At 71.9% G+C, this 18,703-nt stretch carries 11 protein-coding genes; 9 read left to right on the top strand and 2 right to left on the bottom strand.

The window, feature by feature from the left end; translation table 11 throughout:
- The first annotated feature begins 69 nt into the window (after positions 1-69).
- From ACIQBL_RS05430 to ACIQBL_RS05395, 8 genes are all read left to right on the top strand, one after another.
- Positions 70-3,720, top strand: a complete 3,651-nt coding sequence (locus ACIQBL_RS05430; protein WP_401938875.1) for an FHA domain-containing protein — start codon at positions 70-72, stop codon at positions 3,718-3,720.
- Positions 3,721-3,875: 155 nt separating this feature from the next.
- Positions 3,876-5,261, top strand: a complete 1,386-nt coding sequence (locus ACIQBL_RS05425; RefSeq protein ID WP_401937148.1) for an ABC transporter substrate-binding protein — start codon at positions 3,876-3,878, stop codon at positions 5,259-5,261.
- 70 nt (positions 5,262-5,331) lie between these two features.
- Entirely contained in the window at positions 5,332-6,612 is a 1,281-nt protein-coding gene (locus tag ACIQBL_RS05420; protein WP_401938872.1) for a carbohydrate ABC transporter permease, read from the top strand.
- A complete protein-coding gene (locus ACIQBL_RS05415; protein ID WP_401937145.1) occupies positions 6,609-7,517 on the top strand; it encodes a carbohydrate ABC transporter permease in 909 nt (302 codons plus the stop codon). Before ACIQBL_RS05420 ends, ACIQBL_RS05415 begins: the two co-directional genes overlap by 4 nt.
- A gap of 154 nt (positions 7,518-7,671) precedes the next feature.
- The gene (locus ACIQBL_RS05410) at positions 7,672-9,933 is read left to right on the top strand and encodes a CDP-glycerol glycerophosphotransferase family protein (protein WP_401937142.1); all 2,262 of its coding nucleotides are present in this window, start codon (positions 7,672-7,674) and stop codon (positions 9,931-9,933) included.
- Positions 9,934-10,084: 151 nt separating this feature from the next.
- Positions 10,085-12,319, top strand: coding sequence for a CDP-glycerol glycerophosphotransferase family protein (locus ACIQBL_RS05405; protein WP_401937140.1), 2,235 nt, complete (start codon positions 10,085-10,087; stop codon positions 12,317-12,319).
- 7 nt (positions 12,320-12,326) lie between these two features.
- Positions 12,327-14,549, top strand: a complete 2,223-nt coding sequence (locus ACIQBL_RS05400) for a CDP-glycerol glycerophosphotransferase family protein (RefSeq protein ID WP_401937137.1) — start codon at positions 12,327-12,329, stop codon at positions 14,547-14,549.
- Entirely contained in the window at positions 14,546-15,850 is a 1,305-nt protein-coding gene (locus ACIQBL_RS05395; protein WP_401937135.1) for a hypothetical protein, read from the top strand. The genes ACIQBL_RS05400 and ACIQBL_RS05395 overlap by 4 nt, the downstream gene beginning before the upstream one ends.
- A 73-nt stretch (positions 15,851-15,923) precedes the next feature.
- Here ACIQBL_RS05395 and ACIQBL_RS05390 read toward each other — a convergent pair whose 3' ends face one another.
- Entirely contained in the window at positions 15,924-16,337 is a 414-nt protein-coding gene (locus ACIQBL_RS05390) for an organic hydroperoxide resistance protein (RefSeq protein ID WP_401937132.1), read from the bottom strand.
- Positions 16,338-16,467: 130 nt separating this feature from the next.
- Here ACIQBL_RS05390 and ACIQBL_RS05385 point away from each other — a divergent pair, with 130 nt between their 5' ends.
- Positions 16,468-16,941: a MarR family winged helix-turn-helix transcriptional regulator gene (locus tag ACIQBL_RS05385; RefSeq protein ID WP_401937129.1), complete on the top strand. Its 474-nt coding sequence runs from the start codon at positions 16,468-16,470 to the stop codon at positions 16,939-16,941.
- Here the strand turns inward: ACIQBL_RS05385 and ACIQBL_RS05380 are convergent.
- Positions 16,901-18,670 (bottom strand): hypothetical protein, encoded by a 1,770-nt coding sequence (locus tag ACIQBL_RS05380; RefSeq protein WP_401938870.1) that lies wholly within the window; start codon positions 18,668-18,670, stop codon positions 16,901-16,903. The genes ACIQBL_RS05385 and ACIQBL_RS05380 overlap by 41 nt on opposite strands.
- Positions 18,671-18,703: the final 33 nt, after the last annotated feature.

The following is an 18,703-nucleotide window of genomic DNA, read 5'->3' as shown; positions in this document are numbered from 1 at the left end:
AACTGGCCGATGTGCTCGTGTGGGGGCGCGGAGAAATCCGTGCCCGGGCAGAAGGGACCGCTGACGGCGATGCAGATCCGGCTGACCGTCGTAGACCCGCAGGGGCCGCCCGCGCAGCCGCGGGGCCGCTCCGCGAGTTGCGACGTGCTGGTCACCGCGCCCGCCGGCACGGCCCTGGCCGCGGTGGCCTCGGCGCTGGCCTCGGCGGTCTCCGCCGACGCGGCGGCGTCCCAGCCCGAGCGGAGCCGTGAGTCCGGCGGCCCGATCGTGCTGTACGCGGGCGTGGAGCGCCTCGACACCCAGCGCTGCACGCTCGGCGAGCCGCCGCTGACGGACGGCGCGGTGCTGTCCCTGGGCGCCCCGGCCGAACCCGAGGCGCATCCCGAGCTGGACGACGCCCCGACCCAGCTCCATGTGGTCGCCGGGCCGGACGCGGGCGGGGTGCACCTCCTCCATGGCGGGCAGATCCACATCGGCCGCTCCGCCGACGCCGACGTCCCCCTGGACGACCCGGACGTCTCCAGGCTGCACTGCGCGGTCACCGTCGACCCCGGTGGCCGCGTCTCGGTCGCCGACCTGGGCTCGACGAACGGCACGACACTGGCGGGCACGCGCGTGGGCACCCGCCCGGTGCGCTTCGCGCCGGGCGCGCTCCTGCGCATCGGCGAGTCGGCCCTGCGGCTGACCCCGTCCGGCGGTGCGGGAGCGCGGGCGGAGACGGCCCCCGACGGCGAGGGCCACGTGCGCGTGTCTCCCGGCACCCCCTCCGCACCCCGTAGCGAACCGCTCGTGGTCCCGGGCCAGGCAGGCGCCCCGAGCATCGAGCACCGCGTCGTCCACGAGGGCGGGGACACCCACGCCGGCCGCTTCGGCGTGTTCGGCGAGGCCCTTGAGGACGGGGCCGCCGATGACGCGTTCTCCGCGCGTACGACGACCTCCCGCATCCCCACCGGCGACGACTCCGGTGACCACGGCGGACGCAAGGGCACCCCGCTGAGGGGCACCGACGTGCCGCCGGGTGTGCGCAGGCGCGGCGGCATCGGCAAGTGGGCCCGCCGGCTGACGGGCGGACGCGGCGATGCGACGACCGAGGACCCCGAGTCGCCGTACGGCTCGGCATACAGCGCCTCCTACGACGAGGAGGGCGCCGACGAGAGCGTGCCGCCCCCGCCCGTCGTCCCCCAGCAGCCGGACACCTGGCCCGACCCGGCCGCCCTGCTGCTCACCGCCCTGGGCCCGGGACCCCGGCTGTGGGAGCGCGCCCCCGGTCACCCCGAGGCGCTCACGGTGCGGCTCGGCACGGCGGACCGGGCGACACCGGACGGCTCGGCACTGCTGCCCGCCGTGCCGGTGACCTCCGGGCTCCGCGAGGTCGGCGCGCTGGGCCTGGCCGGTCCGCGCGCGCGGCTGTCGGGACTGGCCCGCGCGGTGGTGGCCCAGCTCGCCGCGCTGCACTCCCCGGACGCCCTGGAGATCGTGCTGATCAGCACGGACCGCGCGCGTACCGCGGCCGAGCGCACCGCCGAGTGGTCCTGGCTCGGCTGGCTGCCGCATCTGCGCCCCGGACACGGCCAGGACTGCCGTCTCCTCCTGGCCTACGACCGCGAACAGGCCACGGCCCGCACCGACGAACTCCTCCGCCGCCTGGAGGACCAGGCGTCCGACACGCAGGGCACGGGTCGGCCGACCGTCACGTCCGGCGCCTCCGACCGGCGCACTCCGGGCATCGGCGCGCAGCGCGGCTCGACGGAGGGGCGGTCGGGGATGTCCTCCCCGTCGGGGGTCTCCTCACAACTCGGTTCGGCCGAGGGCCAGTTGGGGGCCGACACCGCACGGCACGCGGCCGACGACCACCGTCGGCGCGGCGCGACCACCAGGTACAGCACCAGCGACGACGCCCACCACCACCGGTCCGGCACTTCCGACCCGTCGGGCGCCCTCACCCCGCACACCTTCGACGACCCGGCCTCCGGCGCCACCCGGCCGCGCCCCGCCGACACCGAGCCCGCCGACTCCGCCGACCCGGTACGCGGCGCCGCCCACCGCCCGTCCTGGGCCCGCACCGACGACGGTGACGGCTCGGCGGACGGCTTCGTGGGGCCGTACACCGTGCTCGTGGTGGACGGTGACCCCGGCGGGGCCGATGTCCGCGAGGCGGTGGCGCGGCTGGCCCATGACGGACCCCGGGCCGGTATCCACGTCGTGTGTCTCGCCGAGACGGAGCCGGCCTCGCCCGCGTCACCCGTGACGGAGACGTACGAGGCGGCGTGCGCGGCGGCGCCGACGTTCCGGGAGTGCGGGGCGGTCGCGCTGCTCAGCGGTGATGTCGCGACGGCACTGCGGGTGCTGCGGGTCGCGCACGGCGGTGCGGGGTCGGCTCGGCCCGGCACAGAGGCGTCTCGGCCCGGCCGGACGGACTCCGGTTCCTCCGCCCCCGGCCCCGTCGGCCCAGGCACCGAGGCCGCCGTGGACGCCGTCTCGCTCGCGTGGGCCGAGCGGTTCGCGCGGGCGCTGGCGCCGCTCCGGGCGGACGGTCCCGCGGGCGAACGGCACACGCGCGTGTCGGCGCCCTTGCCCCCATCGGCGCGGCTGCTCGACGAGTTGGGGCTGGCGCGGGCCACCCCGGCGTCCCTGCTGACGCGCTGGGCGGACGCCGGCGACGACAAGGACGCGCTCGGCGGGCGGGCCTGGGCGGTGCTCGGCGCCGGTCCGCGCGGGCCGGTCAGCGCGGACCTCGCCGCCGAGGGACCGCATCTGCTGATCGAGGGCCCGCCCGGCAGTGGCCGTACGGAGCTGCTGCGGGCGGTGGTCGCCTCGCTCGCCGCCGCCGAGCGCCCCGACCGGCTGGGCATCGTGCTGATGGACGGCCGGGACAGCGTCGGCGCCGGGGGTACCCCCTCTGGGGGAGGCGGTCACGGCGAGGGCCTGCGGGTCTGCACGGACGTACCGCATGTGACCACCCACCTCACGGCCAACGACCCTGTGCGCATGCGGGAGTTCGCGCAGTCCCTGAGCGCGGAGCTGAAGCGGCGGTCCGAGTTGCTGGGCCGGGTCGGCTTCGCCGAGTGGCACGCGCGGCACGAGATCTCGGGCCGGATCATCGCCCAGCGCGGCACGTCCGGCGCCGCGGACCTGGAGAGCCCGTCCAGTGCGACGATCCGGCTGCGCCCTTCGGCGGCGGCCCGTCAACAGACCGAGGCGGCACCGCCGTTGCCCCGGCTGGTCGTGGTGGTCGACGACCTGGACGCCCTGGTGAAACCGCCCCTCGGCTCCCCCGGGCGCCCCGCGGCGGGCTCGGTCATACGCGCGCTGGAGGCGGTGGCCCGCGAGGGCGAGCGGCTCGGCGTGCACCTGGTCGCGGCAGCCGCGCTGGACGCCCGTACGTCCGAGACGGAACCGGCCCGGCACGCCACGCTCCGCATCACCCTCGATCCGACGGCCCAGGGCCCGGACGAACCCGCCCCGGGGCGCGGCCGGTTGACCCTCCCGGACGGCCGGGCGACCCCCTTCCAGGGCGGCCGGGTCACGGGCCGTATCCCGCGCACGGCGACACTGCGCCCCACGGTGGTCCCGCTGGAGTGGCAGCGCATGGGCGACCCCCCGGCCCGCCGCCCGGTCCGCGAACTGGGCAACGGGCCCACGGACTTGGCGCTCCTGGCCAGCGCGCTGGAGAGGGCCACGCGTTCGGTGTCGGCGGCGGAGGTGCCGTCGCTCCTCTGATCGTTCACAGGCCGACCGCACAACCCCACGTCACGACCCAGTCACGATCCCGGTCTTGACAGCGGACGCCATCTTGCCGCCTTCAAGTACCGGGCGTAGACCAGTGCGCACGGAAGCGTTCGAGCGTTCGACGAGGAACGAAGAACGGGGCAGTGATGCGCAGCACGAGCAGCACACACCGGACACGTACCACCTTACGCACAGCGGCAGTTGTCGCCGCGGGAGCACTGGCGCTCTCCCTCACCGCCTGCGGTGGCGGCGGCAGCAAGAGCGACAACAGCAAGTCCAGCACCCCTTCCGGGAGCACCGGCACGGTCACCCTGCCCAAACTGAACGGCGCGAGCCTCGAAGTGGCCGCCGTGTGGACGGGTGCCGAGCAGACGAACTTCAAGGCGGTCCTCGCGGAGTTCGAGAAGCGCACGGGCGCCAAGGTCACCTTCGTGCCCGCCCAGGACCCGATCATCAACTTCCTCGGCTCGAAGGTCGCGGGCGGCCAGCCGCCGGACGTCGCGATGCTCCCGCAGCCCGGCGCGATCAAACAGGCCGTCGACAAGAAGTGGGCCAAGCCCCTCGGACCCGACGCGGTCAAGGAGTTGCAGAAGAACTACTCGCAGGGCTGGCAGGACATCGGCAAGGTCGGCGGCAAGCAGTACGGCGTGTACTACAAGGCCGCCAACAAGTCGCTGATCTGGTACAACGCGAAGGTCTTCGCGAACGCGGGCGCCAAGGAACCCAAGACCTGGCAGGAGTTGCTGACGACCGCGCAGACGGTCTACGACTCCGGGGTCACCCCGTTCTCGATCGCGGGCGCGGACGGCTGGCCGCTCACCGACTGGTTCGAGAACGTGTATCTGTCGCAGGCCGGGCCGGAGAAGTACGACCAGCTCGCCCAGCACAAGATCAAGTGGACGGATCCCTCCGTGAAGGAGGCCCTCACCACGCTCGCCCAGATCTGGGGCAAGAAGGCCTATATCGCGGGCGGTCAGGACGGCGCGCTCCAGACCGAGTTCCCCGCCTCCGTCACCCAGACGTTCACCGGCGGCGACCAGCCGAAGTCCGCGATGGTCTACGAAGGCGACTTCGTGCAGGTCAACATCGGTGAGACCAAGGCGAAGGTGGGCACGGACGCGAAGGTGTTCCCGTTCCCGGCGGTGGGCTCCACCGCGCCCGTGGTCTCCGGCGGCGACGCGGCCGTCATCCTGAAGGACTCCAAGGCGGCCCAGGCCCTCGCGACGTTCCTCGCCTCCCCGGACGCGGCGACGATCCAGGCGAAGCTCGGCGGCTATCTCTCCCCCAACAAGAACGTGCCGGACTCGGCGTACCCGAACGTGGTGCAGCAGAAGATCGCCAAGTCCCTGATCTCCTCGGGCGACAACTTCCGCTTCGACATGTCGGACCAGGCCCCGCAGGCGTTCGGCGGCACCCCCGGCAAGGGCGAGTGGAAGGACCTCCAGGACTTCCTGAAGAACCCGACCAACATCGCGGGCACGCAGGCGCAGTTGGAGAAGGACGCGGCGGCGGCGTACGCGAGCGGGAGCTGATCCGGCGATGACGTCGGCAGCGGCGGCGGAGGTCCCTCCGACCCCCGCCGCACCCCGTAACCGCAAGAGCGTGACCGGCACCCGCAGGACCGTGGCAGTGCTGTTCCTGCTGCCCGCCCTGGTGCTGCTCGGCGCGCTCGTGGTCTACCCGATCGGGTACTCGCTGGTCCGCAGTTTCGGCAACCAGGCCGGTGACGGTTTCGCCGGATTCGACAACTACAAGGCCCTGTTCACCGACGACGGCATCCGCACCGCCCTGAAGAACAACGTCATCTGGGTGGTGTTCGCGCCGACGGTCGCCACCGCCCTCGGTCTGATCTTCGCGGTGCTGACCGAACGGGTGCGCTGGGGAACGGCGTTCAAGCTGGTCGTCTTCATGCCGATGGCGATCTCGATGCTGGCCGCCGGCATCATCTTCCGTCTCGTCTACGACCAGGACCCGCACAAGGGGGTCGCCAACGCGGTCTGGGTCGGTATCCACGACACGTTCGCCTCGTCGTCGGCGTTCCCCAACGCCCACCCGGGCCGCCACTCGCCGCTGAAGGCGGACCACGGCGGCTTCATCACCAGCACGACGGTCCGCACCGGCCAGACCGTCACCCTCCCGCTGGTCGGCGTCGCCCCCGACCAGATGCCCGGCGGCGCGAAGAAGGCCGTGGCGGCGAAACCTCAACCGGGGAAGATCACCGGCACGACCTGGCAGGACTTCACCCGCGGCAAGGGCGTCGGCAGACTCGGCGGGGTCGACCCGTCCGAACTCGGCTACGGCGGGATGCGCGTCGAGGCTGTCAAGGACGGCAAGGTGGTCGCCTCGACGAAGGCCGCGGGCGACGGCACCTTCACGCTGCCCGCGCGTGCGGACGGGGCCCAACTCCGGCTCCCGGCAAGCAACTTCAAGGCGCCGTACAACGGTGTGGAGTGGCTGGGCCCGTCGCTGGTGACGCCGGCGATCATCGGGTCGTACGTGTGGATGTGGGCCGGGTTCGCGATGGTGCTGATCGCGGCCGGGCTCGCGGGGGTGCCGAGGGAGTTGTTGGAGGCGGCTCGCGTCGACGGTGCCAACGAGTGGCAGGTGTTCCGGCGAGTCACGGTGCCGCTGCTGGCGCCGGTGCTCGCGGTCGTCGTCGTCACGCTGATGATCAACGTCCTGAAGATCTTCGACCTGGTCTTCATCATCGCCCCGGGCTCCTCGCAGGACGACGCGAACGTACTGGCCCTGGAGCTGTACCGGAAGGGCTTCTCGGAGGACCAGCCGGGGATCGCCAGCGCGATCTCGGTGTTCCTGCTGCTGCTGGTGATTCCGGTGATGCTGTTCAACGTTCGCCGGCTCAGGCGGGAGGTGCGGCGATGACCACGGATGCCGGAACTCTGGGCAAACCAGGGCCAGTTGAGGTCGTCAAGGCGCGGGAGTCGCTCGGCGAGCGGCTCGCGGGGATCGTGAGCGGGGGTCTCGTCCGGGTGTTCCTGATCGTCGTCGGCCTGTTCTGGCTGGTGCCGACGATCGGGCTGCTGCTGTCCTCGCTGCGCAGCCCGGAGGACATGAGCGCGAGCGGCTGGTGGAAGGTCTTCAGCCAGCCCTCCCAACTCACCTTCCACAGCTACAAGACGCTGCTGGAGAACAGCGACATCACCAGCTCGCTGTGGAACACCGTCCTGATCACCGTCCCGGCGACGATCCTCGTCGTGGTGATCGGCTCGCTCGCGGGCTACGCCTTCGCGTGGATGGAGTTCCCGGGCCGCGACTGGTGGTTCCTGGGCGTGGTCAGCCTGTTGGTCGTGCCGGTGCAGGTCGCGCTGATCCCGATCGCCCAACTCTTCGGCAAGATCGGCCTGTTCGGGACCATCTTCGGGGTGATCCTGTTCCATGTCGGCTACGGGCTGCCGTTCGCGGTGTTCCTGCTGCGGAACTTCTTCGCCGAGATCCCACGCGAGCTGTTGGAAGCGGCACGGCTGGACGGAGCGGGTGAACTGCGGCTGTTCGCCCGGGTCGTGATGCCGCTCGGCGGGCCCGCGATCGCGAGCCTGGGCATCTTCCAGTTCCTGTGGGTGTGGAACGACATGCTGGTCGCGCTGGTGTTCACCAAGTCCAGCACGCAGCCGATCACGGTCGCACTGCAGACGCAGGTACGCCAGTTCGGCAACAACATCGACGTGCTGGCACCCGGTGCGTTCATCTCCATGGTGATCCCGCTGGCCGTGTTCTTCGCGTTCCAGCGGCAGTTCGTGTCCGGTGTCATGGCGGGTGCGGTCAAATAGTCACAAACCGCACATAGTTCGAGGGGTGGGCCGTCACCGGCCCGCCCCTTCGCGTTCACCGTGCGTCCCCCGTATGCCGTACGCGGCGTAACCAAGTCACTCCATCGGCCGTTCCCGGGCAGAACGCCCGCGCCGACCGACCCATGGATGTCCCTTGCCCAGGTTCAGTGTCATTGTCCCCGCGTACAAGGTCCAGGCGTACCTGCACGAATGCCTGGAATCGGTGCTCTCCCAGTCGTATCCCGATCTGGAGCTGATCGCGGTCGACGACTGCTCGCCGGACGCCTGCGGCGCGCTCATCGACGAGTTCGCGGCCCGCGACGCCCGTGTGCGCGCCGTCCACCTCCCCGAGAACCAGGGCCTCGGCCGCGCCCGCAACGCCGGTCTGGAACAGGCGACCGGCGACTATCTGCTCTTCCTCGACAGCGACGACACGCTCACGCCCGACGCGCTGCGGTCGATCGCCGACCGCCTCAAGGAGACCGGCGAACCGGACGTCCTGGTCTTCGACTACGCCCGCACCTACTGGTCGGGGGAGACCCAACGCAACAAGACCGCCGCCCAGTTGACCGAACAGGGCCCGGCCCCCTTCCGGCTGGAGGACCGCCCCGGGCTGCTGCGGGTCATCATGGTCGCCTGGAACAAGGCGTACCGGCGGGAGTTCGTCGAGCGCGAGGGCTTCGCCTTCCCGCCCGGCTACTACGAGGACACCCCGTGGACCTACCCGGTCCTGATGGCGGCGGAGACGATCGCGACCCTCGACCGGGTCTGCGTCCACTACCGCCAGCGCCGCCAGGGCAACATCCTCGGCACGACCAGCCGCCGGCACTTCGACGTCTTCGAACAGTACGACCGGGTCTTCGCGTTCGTCGACGCGCGCCCCGAACTCGCCCAGTGGCGGCCGGTGTTGTTCCGCCGCATGGTCGACCATCTGGCGACGGTGTTCACCAAGCCGGACCGGCTGCCGCGCGGCACCCGCGCCGAGTTCCTGCGCAAGGCCCGTGCCCACTACCGCCGTTACCGCATCCCCGGCAGCACGGTCCCGCTGCGCACCCGGATGCGGCACACGTTCGTGCACTTCGGCGTCCACCGCACGTTCCGGGCCGTGCAGCGGGCGATGAGCTGGCGCCGCAGCGCGGTCAAGCTCACCGCGAAGCTGCTGCGCACCCTCAGGGCGGCCGTCCTCCAGCTGCACTACCGGGTCCAACTCCGGCTCCCGCTAAGGGATCGCGCGGTGTTCGCCGCGTACTGGGGGCGCGGCCACAGCTGCAACCCGGGCGCGCTGGAGAGCGCGTTCCGCACCCACGCCCCGCACATCCGCACCGCGTGGATCGCCCGCCCCGAGCACCACCACACGATCCCGGCCGCCACCCGCAGACTGCGCCCGGACACCGCCGCCTACTGGACGGCACTCGCCCGCTCCAAGTACCTGGTGAACAACGTCAACTTCGACCGCCGCCTGGTCAAGCGCCCCGGCCAGACCATGATCCAGACCCAACACGGCACCCCGCTCAAGCACATGGGCCTCGACCTCCAGGAACGCCCGGCGGCGGCACGGGACATGGACTTCGGCGAACTCCTCAAGGGCGTCGACAAGTGGGACCACGTCCTGTCCCCCAACCGCCACACCACCCTGACCTGGGAGCGGGTCTACCCCGGCAGCTACACCACGCTCGCCTACGGCTACCCCCGCAACGACGTGTTCCAGCAGGCGACTTCGGCCGACGTGGCCCGGCTGCGCGAGTCCCTCGGCATCCCGCAGGACACCATCGCGCTCCTCTACGCGCCGACCCACCGCGACTACCGCCGCGTCCAGCGCGCCCACCTCGACCTCGACCGCGTCCTGCGCCGCCTCGGCCCGCGCTTCGTCGTGCTGGCCCGCGCCCACTACTGGCACGAGGGCCCACTCGCCGCCCACGCGTCCGGCCGGATCATCGACGTCACCGACCACCCCAGCGTCGAATCCCTCTGCCTGGCCTCGGACGCGCTGGTCACCGACTACTCGTCCCTGATGTTCGACTACGCCAACCTCGACCGCCCGATCGTCATCCACGCCGACGACTGGGAGGCCTACGAGGCGGCCCGCGGCACCTACTTCGACCTGCGGGCCTTCCCGCCGGGCGCGGTCGCGCGCAGCGAGGACGAACTGATCGACATCTTCGCGACCGACCACTGGCGCGGCTCCCGCTCCGCCCAGCTGCGCGCCGCGTTCCGCGAGCGCTTCTGCCCCTACGACGACGGCCGCGCCGCCGAACGGGTCGTACGCCACGTGGTGTTGGGCGAGAGCGACCTCCCGCCGGTCGTGCCGCTCGCCGACCGCCACCCGGTGCCGTCCGCCGCCGCGAGCCTCGCGCGCTCCCCGCTCGCCACCGTGCCGCAGCCCACCACGTCCCAGCCCGTCACCGACCGCCTCTGAACGCCGTTCCCACACCGGGGAGTTCGCATGCCCTCAAGCCCCTCGCGGCCCACGCCGACCCGGCCGACCACCTGGCGTCCGACGGGGCGCCCCGGCCACCGCGCGCACTGACCCGGAACCCCCCCCTCCGGACCACTGGAGAAAGAGCAGAATGCCCCGCTTCAGCATCATCGTCCCGTCCCACGGGGTCGCCGGCCGGCTCTCCCAGGCCCTGGACTCGGTCCTCGCGCAGTCCTACGGCGACTTCGAGCTGATCCCGGTCTGCGACGCCCCCGGCTCCCCGGCCGACGACGTCGCCGCCGCGCACGCCGGGCGGGACTCCCGGGTGGCCCCGGTGCACTCACCACCCTCGGCCGGCCTGAGCGGGGCCCGCAACACCGGCCTGCGGGCGGCGACCGGCGCCCACGTCCTGTTCCTGGACGGCGACGACACCCTCGCCCCGGGCGCGCTGGCCGCGCTGCACACCCGGCTGACGGAGACGGGGGATTCCCGAGACGTCGACGTCCTGTACTTCGAGCACGAGCGGACCCCGTGGTGGGAGGGCGAGCCCACCAACCCGGCCGCCCCCCTGCTGGCGAAGACCCCGGGCGGCGCCTTCTCCCCCGCGCAGGCACCCCAGTTGACGGGCGTACAGCTCCCGGCGTGGAGCGCGGCCTACCGCCGCGCCTTCCTCACCGAGCACCAACTCGCCTTCCCCGAGGGCCCGTTCACCGACCTCGGCTGGGGCGCCCTGGTCACCGTCGCCGCCGAGCGGGTGGCGGTACTGCGCTCGGTGGTCGTCCGGCATCTGCTGCGAAGGCAGGGCAGCCGGCTCAACCTGCCGGGCGAACACCACCACCAACTCCTCGACCAGGTCGACATGGTGCTGACGCGTGCCGCCAAGAGCGCTCTGTACGACGCCCTGTTCGAGCAGCTCTTCGCGGTGGTGCTGAAGACCGCCTCCCGGCCCGAACGCCTCCCCTCCGGACATCGCGCCTTCTTCCGCCGGGCGGGGCGGCTGTACCGCACGCACCGGCCCGCGGGATTCCGTACTCCGGGCGGGAGTGTGGGAGTACAGCACCGGCTGCTGGCGTCGGGGGCGTACTCGGCGTTCCGGGCGCTGCGCGGCGCCAACCGGTCGGTGACGGTGGCGACGATGGGGGTCCCCCCTGGTCGAGCGAAGTCGAGAGCTTGGGGGAGGGTCCCGCGCCCCCGGATGCTCCGTACCCGTCTGCGCTACGCCCGCGATCTGCGCCGCCCGCTCGACCCCAACCTGGCCGTGTACTGCGCCTATTGGGGCCGGGGCTACGCGTGCAGCCCGGCCGCGATCCACGCCAAGGCGAGTGAACTCGCCCCGCACATCCGCTCGGTGTTCCTGGTCGAGCCGGACGCGGTGGACGCCGTACCGAAGGGCGTCGAGCACGCGGTGATCGGCAGCCGGAAGTACTGGGAGGTGCTGGCGCGGGCCACGTACCTGGTGAACAACGCCAACTTCGCGGAGGGCGTCGTCAAGCGGCGCGGCAGCGTGCACGTCCAGACACAGCACGGGACCCCGCTGAAGAAGATGGGCGTCGACCAGTCGACGTACCCGGTGGTGGCCGCCGCGACCGGCAGCTTCGCCAAGTTGCTGGGCCGGGTGGACCGTTGGGACTACAACATCTCCTCCAACCGGCACTCCACCCAGATGTGGGAGCGCGCCTTCCCGGGCTCGTACGAGGCGTTGGAGTACGGCTATCCGCGCAACGACGTGTACTACACGGCGACGGCGGATGAAGTGGCCCGTGTCCGGCGGGAGTTGGGCGTCCCCGAGGGCAAGACGGCCGTCCTGTACGCCCCCACCCACCGTGACTACCAAACGGGCTTCGACACCGGCCTCGACCTGGAGGCCTTCTGCGAGGAGGCCGGTGAGGACGTGGTCGTGCTGCTGCGCGCCCACTACTTCTACGACCAGGGCCGGGCCAGGAACAGCGGCCGGATCATCGACGTGACCGGGCACCGCTCCTCGGAGGACGTGTGCCTGGCCGCCGACGCGCTGGTCACCGACTACTCGTCGATCATGTTCGACTACGCCAACCTCGACCGGCCGATCGTCGTGTACGCCGACGACTGGGAGGTCTACCGGGAGACGCGGGGCGTCTACTTCGACCTCATGGAGGCGCCGCCTGGCCCGGTCGCGCGCACGCCCGAGGAGCTGGCGCAGCTGTTCCGCGACGGCTCCTACGCGGGGGCGGAGTCGAAGGCCCTGCGGGCCGAATTCCGGTCCCGTTTCTGCGAGTTCGACGACGGACTGGCCGCCGAGCGGGTCGTACGCCGGGTGTTCCTCGGTGAGCCGCCGGAGGCGGTCCCGCCCGTGATCCCGCTCGCGGAGCGCGTCCCGGCCCCCGCCGCCACCCTCGTAAGGAGCTGAACCCGAAGTGCCCCGCTTCAGCGTCATCGTCCCCGTCTTCAAGGTGCAGGGCTTTCTGCGCGAGTGCCTCGACTCGGTCCTGGAGCAGTCCTACCGGGACATCGAGGTGATCGCCGTGAACGACCGCTCGCCGGACGGCTGCGGCGCGATCCTCGACGAGTACGCGGCCCGCGACCCGCGCGTACAGGTGCTGCACCTGCCGGAGAACGTCGGTCTCGGGCGTGCCCGCAACGCCGGAATGCCCCTGGCCACCGGCGACTTCCTCTTCTTCCTCGACAGCGACGACACCCTCACCCCGGGCGCCCTGCGCGCGATGGCCGACCGGCTCGACGCGAGCGGCGACCCGGACGTCCTGGTCTTCGACTACGCCCGCACCTACTGGTGGGGCGGCACCCGGCGCAACGTCCTCGCACATGTCCTGACGGAGGTCGACGACACCTTCACGGTCGCCGAACACCCGGAGATCCTCGACCTGTTGATGGTCGTGTGGAACAAGGTGTACCGCCGGGAGTTCGTGCACAAGCACGGCTTCGAGTTCCCGCCGGGCTACTACGAGGACACGCCCTGGACGTTCCCGGTGCTGCTCAGCGCGGAGCGGATCGCCACCCTCGACCGGATCTGCCTGAACTACCGGCAGCGGCGCCAGGGCAACATCCTGTCCACCACCAGCCGCAAGCACTTCGACATCCACGACCAGTACGAGCGGGTCTTCGCCTTCGTCGACTCCCGCCCGGACCTGGCGAGTTGGCGCCCGTACCTGCATCGCAAGATGGGCGAGCACTGTCTCGACATCCTCGGCAAGCCGGACCGGCTGCCCCCGTCCGACAAGGCCGAGTTCTTCCGCCGTACGGCCGAGCTGTTCGCCAAGTACAAGCCGGCGGGCGTGGCGGTGGACGCCGAAGGCCGTTCCCTGGAGGGCGGTTACGCGCTGTACCGGGTCGGGCGACAGGCGGGGCGGGCCGCCCGGCAGCTCGAAGTACGGGCGCTGCAAGCACGCAAGTCGGGGGCCGGACGGGTCAAGGGCGGCTGGGCCGCGCTGCACGCCCGCCGGCCACTGGACCCCAACCTCGTGGTGTACTCGGCCTTTTCACACCGAGGTGTCCTCGGCGACCCGGCCGCCGTCTACCACAGGGCGAAGGAGATCGCCCCGCGGCTCCGGGGCGTGTGGGTCGTACAGGACGCGGAACAGGCCGCGTTGTTGCCGCCGGACGTCGAACACGTCCTCCTCAACACCCCGCGTTACCACCAACTCACCGCGCGCGCCAAGTACTTCGTGAACAACGTCAACTGGCCCGGCACCCTCACCAAGCGCCCCGGCAGCGTCCACATCCACACCCACCAGGGCACCCCGCTCAAGTACATGGCGGCCGACCTGCTGGACAAGCCCGGCGCCCGCTACGGCGTCGACGTACCGCAGATGCTGCGCCGCGCCGACCGCTGGGACTACAGCCTGGTCGCCAACCGGCACTCGGAACTGGTGTGGGAGCGGGCGTATCCGTGTCACTTCGCGTCGGTGCGGACCGGGAGCCCGCGCAACGACGTGCTCGTCGGGGCAACTCCCGAAGCGGGTAAGGCGGTTCGCGCACGGCTCGGCATCCCCGCCGGGCACACGGTCGTGCTGTACGCGCCGACCCGGCGCGAGTACAGCAGGGGCGGGCACGTCGACCGCCTCGACCTGGCCCGGTTCGCCGAGGACCTCGGCCCGGACCACACCCTCGTCGTACGCCTGCACCCCACCCTCGCGACCGGCCCGGCGCGCGGACTCGGCCTCGCGGACCTGCACCGGCGCGGTGTCCTCGTCGACGCGACCGACGAACCGTCCGTGGAGGACGTGATGTTGGCGTCCGACGCGCTGGTCACCGACTACTCGGCCCTGATGTTCGACTACGCCAACCTCGACCGGCCGATCGTCATCCACGCCGACGACCGGGAGGCGTACGCGGCCAGCCGGGGCACGTACTTCGACGTCACCGCCGCGCCACCGGGTCATGTGTCGGGTTCCTACCGGGAGTTGGCGTGGCTGTTCGCCTCGGGCGCCTGGCGGGACGAGGACGCGGGGCGGCTGCGGGGCGAATTCCGGTCGCGCTACTGCGAGTTCGACGACGGGCGGGCCGCGGAGAGGGTCGTACGGACGCTGCTTCTGGGCGAGGACGACTGGCAGCCGCAGCCCGGATCCGGTGCGCGGGTCCCCTCCCCGGCCGCCGGTCACGACCAGTTGGCGTCCTCATGAGGCCCCGCACCTGGGTGCTGGTGCTGGCCGCCGTGTTCGCGGTGCTCCAACTCGCCAACGTCACCGGCCGGGCCACCCCCGACACCAAGAACTACCTGTCGTACGCGCTGAGTCTGCGCGGTGCGAGCGAGCGCGAGGCCGCGACCGTCGCCATCGACTACAGCTGCGCGAGCCAGGGGTCGACGGCACGGCGCGACCAGAGCGTGAACCCGCTGAACTTCCACGGCAAGGACCCCGCCGCGCGGGTCGCGAAGAAGTGCCGGGACGCGGAGTGGCGGGGGGTGAACGCGCGGCTGCGGGCGGGGCAGACGGACGGGTTCATCACGCCGTTCACGTCGGAGCGGTTCATGCGGATCTTCGAAGTGCGGCCCGGATACCCGGTGTTCCTCGTGCCGTTCGTCACCGCGCTCGGTCCGGTCTGGGGGCTGTGGACGTCGAGCGTCGTCCTCACGGTCGCGGGCGGGATCCTCGTCTTCCTGATCCTGCGCACGCTGTCCGTGTCCGTGCCGCTCGCGCTGACCGGACAGGCCCTCTACTACGTGCTGCCGTGCGGGACCACCGCGATGCGGCCGATGACCGAGGGGCTGATGACGGCCCTGACGCTGGCGGCGCTGTGGGGCTGCGCGCTGGTGCTGAAGGGGCGCCGTACGCGCTTGGGTCCGACCCTCGTGGGCGGTTCCCTGCTGCTGCTCTTCACGGTCAAGCACTCGCAGTCCCTGTTCCTCGGACTGTGCCTGGCCGGCGCGGGCGCGCTGGTCGCCGTAGGACGGTGGCGGCGCGGGCGGGCTCCGGGGCGCGCGCTGACGACGGTCGCCGTGCTCGGCGGAGCCGCCGCGCTCGGCACACTGGTCCTGGCGAGTGTCCTGCACTACCCGTCCCAGACCGACAGCGTCCAGGACCTGCTCACCGATCACTACGCGCGGCCCGACCGCACCCGGCTGTGGCCCGAATTCCTGCACCTGGAAGCGAACTTCTGGCTGGAGTGGACCCGGCAGCAGCTGTGGCAGCCGGTGCTCGCGGCGGCGCTGGGCGCCGGTGTGTGGGGTGCGCTGCGGCGGCCGGCGTTCGGGGTGTTCCTGGTCGCGACCGCGTTCACCGGGATTCTGACGCAGGCCGCGCATCCGGACATCAGTGTGTGGGGCGGGCGGCTGATCGTGCTGGTGTGGCTGCTGCCGGTGGTGGGGGTGCCGTTGCTGCTGGAGACCGTCGTGCGGGGGAAGGCGGCCGTTCCGGTGCCGGTCCAGGCACAGGGGCGGGAGCAGGGGCAGGGGCTCGGGGAGCAGGCTCACTCGGTGCGGTGACGCGGGGACACGCACGAGACCCCGGCGACGAGGTGCTCACCACTCGTCGCCGGGGTCTCGTGCGTCGTAGGAACTACTCGATGACGAGGTCGACCTCGACGTTGCCGCGGGTGGCGTTGGAGTAGGGGCAGACCTGGTGGGCGGTCTCGACCAGCTTGCGGCCGGTCGCCTCGTCCACGGTGTCGGGGAGCTCGACGCGCAGCGTCACCTTGAGGCCGAAGCCCTCGCCCTGCTTGCCTATGCCGACCTCGGCGGTCACGGCGGCGTCGGTGACGTCGACCTTGGCCTGCCGGCCGACGAGGCCGAGGGCGCTGCCGAAACAGGCGGCGTAACCGGCGGCGAACAGCTGCTCAGGGTTGGTGCCCTGGCCGTTGCCGCCCATCTCGACCGGAATGCCGAGCTGAAGGTCGATCTTGCCGTCGTTGCTGACCGCGCGGCCGTCACGGCCGTGGGTCGCGGTGGCTACGGCGGTGTAGATCGCGTCCATGGAAACCATCCCTCTCGGAAGTCTTTACGGGGGTGGCCGGTCCGGGTGTCCGGACCGCCTCACGACCACAAGTAGAGCACACAATTCAATTGCACACAACTAAATGGCCCACTCGCGCTATCCTGGAACCATGACCACCACTCCCGCCGCCACCCCCACCACCGACTGGCTCCGCCTCGACCAGCAGATCTGCTTCTCCCTGAACGCCGCGTCGCGCGCGTTCGGCGGCGTCTACCGCGTGATCCTCAAGGATCTCGGACTCACGTATCCCCAGTACCTGGTGATGCTGGTGCTGTGGGAGCACGGCGAACTGCCCGTCAAGAAGCTCGGCGAACACCTGCGGCTCGACTCCGGCACCCTGTCCCCGCTGCTCAAGCGGCTGGAGACGGCCGGTCTGGTACGGCGTGAGCGCAGCGCCCGCGACGAACGCTCGGTGGAGGTACGGCTCACCGACGAGGGCGTCGCCCTGCGCGAACGCGCCCTTGAGGTACCGCGCCGTATCGTCGGCGCGACCGGCTTCGACATCGACGAGATCCGCGCGCTGCGCGAACGGCTCGACGAACTCACGGGCGCGCTGGACTCGGCGACGCTGGAGCAGTCGTAGACGCTGGAGCAGTCACAGGCGCTGGAGCAGTCACAGGCGCTGGCCGCAACGGCCGCATCGGCTGCGGGGGCATGCGGCGGATGTAGAGGGCGAGTTTCACCCGGCCGCGCACATACTCCTGCCGGCGCGCGAACTCCCCGTCCACGACGTCGAGTTTTACCCGGTCGGCCGGGTCGCCGGGAACCCAGCGGGACGGCAGCAGATTCGACTGCGCGACGATCCACACGCGGTCCACACCGGCGAGCCGCTCCCGCAGCTCCCTGGGGGCCACCTCACGCCCACTGAGCGTCCCGGACCTCGCCCCCGACTCCTCCAGCGCCAGGTCCCGGACACCGCGGAAAGGCCCCGGATACGCCAACGCCGTCACCCTCCAGAACGACGGCAGGAACAGCACGGGGTCGCCTGGCCGCATCTCACTGCCGACGAGGGCGGAGACGGCGGCGAGATTCTCGGGGCGGTGGGCCGCGGAACGGTCGTTGCGATAGGCGGGCAGGCCGTGGAGGAAGGGGACGGCCACGGCCAGGACGCCGGCGAGGGTGACGAGGTGGGCGCGGTGCGGTGAGCACCTAGCGGGGGGTGTCGCGCGGGCAGGCGGTCGCGGGGGACTTGGCGGCCGGCTCGCGGCTCCGGTCGTACGGTCGGCTCCGGAGCGGTGAGCACTCGCGATCGGGGCGCCCACCAACTGGGGGTGTCTCTGGGGATGTCTCTGGGGATGTCTCTGGGGATGTCTCTGGGGGTGTCTCTGGGGGTGTCTTTCGACTCCGGCCAACGCTGGGGTGACGGCCACGTGACGACCGCTCGGCACACGGCGGCCACCCTGCCGCAGCCGACCGACCGCCCCGACCAACCGGTCCGCCCCCGCCGCCGCCAGCAACGGCGCCCCCGCCAGCGCGTACAGCACATACCGCTCGTGGAACAGTGGCCGGTACTGCGAGACAGTCAGCAGGATCACCGGCGGTACGACCAGCAGCGGCAGGGCGACCGACGTGAGGCGTCCGGCGCCGAGTCCGGCCAGGATCAGCAGGACCGAGGTCCAGAAGACGACTCCGGTCGGGGTGACGGCGAGGAAGTCCCGGGCGAGCCGTTCCGTCGTGTCCCGGTCGGGCACCCTCAGCCACGCCACCTGGCCCGACTGCCGCTGGGACACCCAGGCCAGCGGCAGCAGGACACCGCCCACCACACCCGCCGCGCGGCCCCAGCCGGCCCACACCGCCCTCGGCACCCGCGCCGCCGCCAGTGTGAGCGCGTGCGCGCAGAGCACCAGGACCGCGAACTCGTGCAGCAGAGAGGTCGCGGCGAGGACGGCGCCGTACGGCCACCAGGACCGCCCTTCGAGTGCCCGCACCAGGAGCAGCGTCGCCCCGGTCACGCCCGCCGCGACAAGGGCGTAGGAGCGGCCCTCCTGGGCGTAGTGGCCGGTCAGCGGGGTGATCGCGTAGAGGAGGCCGGCCCAGAGGCCGACCCGGGGGCGGGCCAGGCGTACGCCGAGGGCGGCGACCAGGCCGGCCGTCGCCGCCGCGCCGAGGACGGACGGCAGGCGGAGGGTCACCTCACCCGGACGGATGACGAGGAGAGCGTGCATGAGGAGGTAGTACAGGCCGTGCACCGCGTCGACACCGTGCAGCAGGTGCCAGATCTGCGGCACCGTGCGCCGCCCGACCAGGAACGTGACGCCCTCGTCGCCCCACATGCCGCCGCGGTCGAGGCCCCACAGCCCCAGCGCGAGCATGACGGCCACCGGCACGATCACGGCCACGATCCC

It is taken from the genome of Streptomyces sp. NPDC088350 (assembly GCF_044753545.1).
GTDB lineage: Bacteria > Actinomycetota > Actinomycetes > Streptomycetales > Streptomycetaceae > Streptomyces.
The sequence above is the reverse complement of the archived record's forward strand: the minus strand, read 5'-3'. Positions and strand labels throughout refer to the sequence as shown.

Coding starts and splice junctions, on each gene's coding strand:
- ACIQBL_RS05405 (WP_401937140.1), top strand. CDS start 10,085: ATGCCCCGCTTCAGCATCATCGTCCCGTCCCACGGGGTCGCCGGCCGG.
- ACIQBL_RS05395 (WP_401937135.1), top strand. CDS start 14,546: ATGAGGCCCCGCACCTGGGTGCTGGTGCTGGCCGCCGTGTTCGCGGTG.
- ACIQBL_RS05415 (WP_401937145.1), top strand. CDS start 6,609: ATGACCACGGATGCCGGAACTCTGGGCAAACCAGGGCCAGTTGAGGTC.
- ACIQBL_RS05380 (WP_401938870.1), bottom strand. CDS start 18,670: ATGCTCGCGCTGGGGCTGTGGGGCCTCGACCGCGGCGGCATGTGGGGC.
- ACIQBL_RS05430 (WP_401938875.1), top strand. CDS start 70: ATGCAGATCCGGCTGACCGTCGTAGACCCGCAGGGGCCGCCCGCGCAG.
- ACIQBL_RS05385 (WP_401937129.1), top strand. CDS start 16,468: ATGACCACCACTCCCGCCGCCACCCCCACCACCGACTGGCTCCGCCTC.
- ACIQBL_RS05425 (WP_401937148.1), top strand. CDS start 3,876: ATGCGCAGCACGAGCAGCACACACCGGACACGTACCACCTTACGCACA.
- ACIQBL_RS05390 (WP_401937132.1), bottom strand. CDS start 16,337: ATGGACGCGATCTACACCGCCGTAGCCACCGCGACCCACGGCCGTGAC.